Raw genomic sequence first — 6,038 nt, 5'->3', positions numbered from 1 at the left:
CTGGGAATCAGATACCACCAAAGCAGGAGCAACATTCGCCATACCACAAGCTTAACAAGCAAATCTAAAACTATTTTGGAGACACACCACTAGTTGGGCTCGGCCGTGCTTCCCGGCGGTGCTGGACTGGCCGGTGCGGTGACTAACGGTGCCAGGACTAACGGTGCCGGGCGCGCCGGAAGATCCAGTGCCGGAGCATCGTAAACCGGACGGCGGTGGCGAGGAACCCGGACAGCGTGGTGGTCAGGAGTTCGTCGGCCACGCCGGCGTCCGGCCGGAGCCAGTGGAGTACCCCGAGGCCTCCGCCGGTGATGACGAGGGCCACGAGGATCAGGACCAGGCCGTTGAGGTGGTCCCGGGCTGCCCTGCGCTGATCCGTGATCTTGAACGTGAGCCGCCGGTTGAGCGCGGTGTTCATGACGGACGTAATGATCAGCGCGGCGGCGTTGGCAAGCTGCGGTCCAAGCCACGGCCGGAGCAGCGCATACAGCGCCAGCGAGGTGGCCGTGCACACGATGCCCACTCCCGTGAACCGGATGAGCTGGCGGATTACCGGGAAACGCAGAACCCCGCGGTAATGCCGGGTGGCGGGGAATCTCGCGGTGGCCGGCACAGGGGCCGTCCCGGGCACCGTCTGCCAGGCGGTCGACTCGGGCCCGGACTCCGTCTGCTGCGTCCGCTGCGTGGGTTCGGCAACGGGCGCGGCAGGCGATTCCATTGCCCAAGCCTTTCACATGCGGCGGCAGATCCGGCTATCGCGCCGCCGTGACCGGATTGGTGAGCTGGCCGATTCCGCCCACGCGGCACGTGACAGTGTCGCCCGGCTGAAGGGGTGCGGTGGCCGCCGGGAAGCCCGTGAGAACCAGGTCTCCGGGGTGAAGGGTCATGAACGAACTCAGGTAAACGAGGATCTCGTCCACCTTCCAGCCCAGGTCAGCCGTGCTCGCCGTGCCCAGTTCGGAGCCGTTCAGAACGATGCCTATGTGCAGGTCGGCGTCATCAAGGCCGGTGGCGATCCAAGGGCCGGCAGGCGTAAACGTGTCCTGGCTCTTGGCGCTGAGCCACAGCTCGTCCGATTTCTGCAGGTCCCGGGCCGTGACATCGTTGGCGATCGTGTAACCCAGCACCGCGGTCCGTGCGTTGTCGAGCGTCAGCCGCCTCGCCGTGCGGCCGACGACGACGGCCAGTTCCGCTTCCGGCTCCACCAGCCCGACGCCGGCAGCCAGCTCGATTGCCTCGCCGGGGCCGATGACGCTGGTGGCGGCCTTGTGGAAGGCCTGTGCCGGAAGGTCGCGGCCGGTCTGCCCGGTGTTGTGGGCCATGCCGAGAACGTTGGCCGGCGCGCTGGGGGCCAGGAACGTGAACTCTTCCTGGCCCACGGTGTCACCCGGTTCCCAGCCGCTGCGCGGCGCGCTGTTCGCGTTGGCGGGCGAGCCCGGGAAGGGGGAGTCGACCACGGTCCAGAGCCGGCCGGCGTCGCTCCCGAAATCAGGTGCGCTGTTGGCGACGAAGAACTGCTCAGCGACGAGGGACTGCTCAGGTGCGGGGGAGAGCTCGGGGGCAAGCGGGCGGACGCGGGCGATCCGCCGCGGGGCAACTGGGGTCATTCAGCCATCGTAGGCGCCCGCCGGGAATGCCCGGGAAAGCGTGACGTCAGTAGAGCTCGCCCACGGGGATTTCGACGGCGAGCCTGTTGGCGGGGCCGGCGAGCGGGCACGCCCAGGCCTCGTTATAAGCGCACGAAGGGTTGTAGGCGAAATTGAAGTCGAGCACGAACTGGGCGTCGGGCCCGGAACCGCGCACGCCGTGGAAGGCGCCCTTGATGGTGTCCAGCAGGTACCGGCCTGCGCCGTAGCTGCCCCCGGGCTGGCCGGCCGTGGCGTCGCGGAACGGGACGAAGATTCCGCCGCCATAGCCATGGAGTTTCCAGACCGCCAACTGTCCCATCTCCGGCAGATCAAACGTGCCCAGCCGGACGAACCTGACCAGCCCGTCCGTGCCGGTTTCGACGTTCATTTCGCGCCCCGCGCCTTCCTTGGTCAGGGGCACGTGGAAGCGGTAGATGGGATCGTAGTCGGCCGTCTTGAGCCCGTAGAAGTTCGACTTGGCCTCGGCCGTGAGGGCCGACGCAGGATGGGTGGCGAACATGCGGTCCCGTTCCTGGCGCCAGTACGAATGGGCTTCAGCCGGGCTGTCGGCGGCGATTTTGCGGACCGTGTCGTATAGGGCAAAAGTACGCAAGCGCCAGTCCGCTATGTCGACGGCGGACATGCCCGCCAGGGTCTTCTCCGCCGCGTCCAGCTCATAATCCGCCATATCCCCCAGCCTAGCCCTCTTTCCGGTTCCGAAACTCCGGGTCCGAATGCGAAACGCGGCAGCGGTCAACCGGGGGAGCGCGGCGTCGCGGCTAGGCTGGAGGCATGACAGGGATCACACCTTCCCGCGGGGCAAGCATCGCCGCCGTCACGCTGCTGGCGGCGGGACTCATGGCCGGCTGCAGCAGCGACGGCAAGGGTGCGCCGGCCTGGACTGCCGAGCCCGGCAGCAGCAGCGCGACGCCCGGGGCCATGGGCGGAACGTCAACTCCCTCTGCCACCGCTACGGGTCCGTCCGAGTCGCCCGGGGCAACGGCGTCGGCGTGGAAAGTCTTTTCCGACCCCGCCAAGACGGTCAGCTTCGAATTGCCGCAGGGCTGGATCGCACAGTCAGTGGATCCGGACAAGGGAACACTGCCCGGCGCCGTGAAGGTCGAAGTCAAGGACGCGGAGGGGACCTATCTGGCCACGCTGCAGACCGGCCTGCCGGAGGCCGCGGCGGCCACGTGCGCCACAGCCGCGCGGAAGCCCTACGTTGTGGTCAGCAGCGTGCCGGTTGAGCTGCCGCACAGCGGGGGCGAAGGGACCATCGCCCCGCACGTGGTGTTCAGGGTGATCCAGGGCTACCGCTTCTTCGGGTCCTACGGCATCACCAACCTGGTGGGCGGGGCCGACTCCAAGGCCTGCCAGTTGCAGAACGTGGTCCACGGGCTCCCGGGCAAGGGGAACTACTCCTTCAGTGACGTGCGCTCGTTGAAGCCGTTTGCGCCGGACGAGAAAGTTGCGCCCGCGAAGGCCTTCGACACCCTGGACCAGGCCGCCGGCTACGTCAACAACGGCTCCGAGTTCGCGAATGTCCAGCGGATGCTAATGTCTCTGGAGATCAAAAACTAGTCCCGCTGCCTCGGCACACCACCCGGGTCCGCAGCCGCGACTGGCTGACGCTACCTCACACCCCGGAGTTACATGGAACGCACTGTCGCTGCCCGCCTGGTCTTCAAGACCGTGGCCGATACGAAGGTGGCCTTGGCCATTTCCGTGGCCAGGAACCGCGGCTACGCCTCCCTCGACGAGACTCTGTCGGTGACCGCCGCGGACAGCGCGGTTCCGTTGACGGAGCTTTCCGACCACCACGGGGGCAGGTTCCACTACATGGAGTTTGCCGAGCCGACGGAGGTCACCGTCGACTACACGGCCACGGTTGCGGGCTTCGCCGAGCCGGAGGAGGCCTCCCTCATGGAGCTCATCCGCTACGTCCGGCCAAGCCGCTATGCGGAATCCGATCGGCTGCTCCCCACGTCCTATGCGGAGTTCGGCGGTCTCCAGGGCGAAGAACTCCTGCACGCGGTGCGCAACTGGGTCTTCAGCGAGCTCCGCTACGTCAGCGGCTCCTCGCGCGGCATCGACGGCGCCGTGGAAACCCTGCTCAACCGGCGCGGGGTGTGCAGGGACTATGCGCACCTGGCCATTTCCCTGCTGCGGGCCAAGAACGTCCCCGCACGGCTGGCCGCGGTGTACGCTCCGGGCCTTTCGCCGATGGATTTCCACGCCGTGGCCGAGGCCCACATCAACGGGGCCTGGCACGTGATCGACCCGACGGGGCTGGCACCGCGGGAAGCGATGCTGCGGATCACGGCCGGACGCGATTCCTCCGACACAGCGTTCCTGTCCACCGTGGGAGGGAGCCTGTCACTCCGGGAGATCCGCGTCACCGCGGTGGTCAACGGTGACCTGCCGGCAGAGGATCCCGACAAGCTGGCCGTGCTCCGCTAGCGGCGGACCTCAGTGCCGCGTTTGCCGGGGCGTTGCCGGCGCGGTTGCCGGGCAGCTGCCGGCGGTGCCGTCAGCTGCCCGCCGCCACCTGCCCGCGGGCAACGGCACATCAGCCCGCCTAACGTGACGGCAATGAAGCGCGGAGCTTCTCCGTCAGTCTCAGCAGTTCCCTCTGCTCTGCTGCTGTCAGCGCCGGCCCGACGAGCGCAGCGATGTCCCTGACGTGCTCGCGGCCGATCTGCTTCTGCAGCTCAGAGCCCGCGTCCGTCAGCTTCAGCAGCACGCCGCGGCCGTCGTTGGGTGCGGGCATCCGCTCCACCAGGCCGCGCTTCTCCAGCCGGTCAACCAGCCTGCTGAGGCTGGACTGGCTCAGGAGCACGTGGTCGTTGAGCTCGTTCAGGCGCAGCCGTCCGGACGGGCACCGGGACAGGGTGAACAGGACGTCGTACTCGTTCACCGCCAGGTCCTTGAAAGCCGGTCCGGACTGCAGCCGGCGCATCACGGCAACCTGCGCCCGGAACAGTGATTCCCAGGTTTCGGCGGCCAGGCGAACAGGAGACGCCGCCGGGGCTGTCCGGGCGGTCATCACGCCTCCCGTGCGGCGGGGGCGGAAGGAGCGGCGGCGGCAGCCTGACCCGCTTCAGTCTCTGTAGCGGCGTTCCCGGCGGCGATCCTTGCCGCAACGCGGCCGGCGTGCGTGGGCGGGTCCGGCACGTGGGCCGGCTTGAGCGCGGCGTACTCCTTGCGCAGCACGGGCAGGACCTCTTCGCCGAACAGGTCCAGCTGCTCCAGGACGGTCTTCAGCGGCAGGCCGGCGTGGTCGATAAGGAACAGCTGCCGCTGGTAGTCGCCGAAGAATTCGCGGAACGTGAGCGTCTTTTCGATGACCTCCTGCGGGCTGCCGACCGTCAGCGGCGTCTGCGACGTGAAGTCCTCGAGGGAGGGCCCGTGGCCGTAAACCGGCGCGTTGTCGAAGTAGGGGCGGAACTCCTTGACAGCATCCTGGGAGTTTTTCCGCATGAAGAACTGCCCGCCCAGGCCCACGATGGCCTGGTCCGCCTTGCCGTGCCCGTAGTGCTCGTAGCGCTCGCGGTACAGGCCGATCAGCTGCTGGTAGTGCTCCTTGGGCCAGAAGATGTTGTTCGCGAAGAAACCGTCGCCGTAGTAGGCAGCTACTTCCGCGATCTGCGGCGTCCGGATCGAGCCGTGCCAGACGAAGGGGGCGACGCCGTCGAGCGGGCGGGGGGTGGAGGTGAAGTTCTGCAGCGGCGTGCGGAACTTCCCGGACCAGTTGACGGTGTCCTCGTCCCACAGCCGGCGCAGCAGGCTGTAGTTTTCGATGGCCAGCTCGATCCCGTCCTGGATGTTCTTGCCGAACCAGGGGTAGACCGGCGCCGTGTTGCCACGCCCTAGCACGAGGTCCACGCGGCCGTCAGCGAGGTGCTGCAGCATGGCAAAGTCCTCGGCGATCTTCACGGGGTCGTTCGTGGTGATCAGCGTGGTGGCCGTGGAGAGCGTGATGCGCTCCGTCTGGGCGGCGATGTACGCCAGCGTGGTGGTGGGCGAGGAGGAGAAGAAGGGCCGGTTGTGGTGCTCGCCGAGGGCGTAGACATCCATGCCGATTTCTTCGACCTTCTTGGCGATCGCCACCGATGCCTTGATGCGCTCGTGTTCGGTGGGTGTCCGGCCCGTGGTGGGGTCCGGGGTGATGTCGCTGACGCTGAATACGCCGATCTGCATGATGATCCTTCCGTTCGCCGGGGTGTCCGGGCCTGTTATTACTATATCCGATTTACATGCATTTGCATCTATCGCATGTTGTAACGTTCAGCACGGCAAGTTATTCCCGTGACCCAACTAGTGGTGTGTCTCCAAAATAGTTTTAGATTTGCTTGTTAAGCTTGTGGTATGGCGAATGTTGCTCCTGCTTTGGTGGTATCTGATTCCCAG

Annotated in this window: 7 protein-coding genes; 2 read left to right on the top strand and 5 right to left on the bottom strand. The window is 66.9% G+C overall.

What is annotated here, in order from left to right; genetic code table 11:
• Positions 1-157: 157 nt before the first annotated feature.
• The 3 genes from ASG92_RS23205 to ASG92_RS23195 are packed head-to-tail and all read right to left on the bottom strand — an operon-like array spanning position 158 to position 2,316.
• Positions 158-718, bottom strand: a complete 561-nt coding sequence (locus tag ASG92_RS23205) for a GtrA family protein (protein WP_082579681.1) — start codon at positions 716-718, stop codon at positions 158-160.
• Positions 719-752: 34 nt separating this feature from the next.
• Complete coding sequence (locus ASG92_RS23200; RefSeq protein ID WP_056634085.1) at positions 753-1,607, bottom strand: fumarylacetoacetate hydrolase family protein; 855 nt, start codon at positions 1,605-1,607, stop codon at positions 753-755.
• 46 nt (positions 1,608-1,653) lie between these two features.
• Positions 1,654-2,316 (bottom strand): DUF1684 domain-containing protein, encoded by a 663-nt coding sequence (locus ASG92_RS23195; protein ID WP_056634082.1) that lies wholly within the window; start codon positions 2,314-2,316, stop codon positions 1,654-1,656.
• A 104-nt stretch (positions 2,317-2,420) separates the two neighbouring features.
• Between ASG92_RS23195 and ASG92_RS23190 the strand changes: the two genes are divergently transcribed.
• The gene (locus tag ASG92_RS23190; protein ID WP_056634080.1) at positions 2,421-3,209 is read left to right on the top strand and encodes a hypothetical protein; all 789 of its coding nucleotides are present in this window, start codon (positions 2,421-2,423) and stop codon (positions 3,207-3,209) included.
• Positions 3,210-3,281: 72 nt separating this feature from the next.
• Positions 3,282-4,088 (top strand): transglutaminase family protein, encoded by an 807-nt coding sequence (locus ASG92_RS23185; RefSeq protein ID WP_056634075.1) that lies wholly within the window; start codon positions 3,282-3,284, stop codon positions 4,086-4,088.
• A 118-nt stretch (positions 4,089-4,206) separates the two neighbouring features.
• On the opposite strand, the gene ASG92_RS23180 is transcribed toward ASG92_RS23185, so the two are convergent.
• On the bottom strand, positions 4,207-4,674 hold the full coding sequence (locus ASG92_RS23180) for a MarR family transcriptional regulator (protein ID WP_056634072.1): 468 nt from the start codon (positions 4,672-4,674) through the stop codon (positions 4,207-4,209).
• Positions 4,674-5,828 carry an LLM class flavin-dependent oxidoreductase gene (locus ASG92_RS23175; RefSeq protein WP_056634071.1) on the bottom strand — a complete coding sequence of 385 codons (1,155 nt, stop codon included), beginning with the start codon at positions 5,826-5,828 and terminating at the stop codon, positions 4,674-4,676. Before ASG92_RS23175 ends, ASG92_RS23180 begins: the two co-directional genes overlap by 1 nt.
• Positions 5,829-6,038 lie beyond the last annotated feature (210 nt).

Origin of the sequence: Arthrobacter sp. Soil736, assembly GCF_001428005.1 — a bacterium.
Lineage (GTDB): Bacteria > Actinomycetota > Actinomycetes > Actinomycetales > Micrococcaceae > Arthrobacter.
This window is presented reverse-complemented; position numbering and strand designations above follow the sequence as displayed.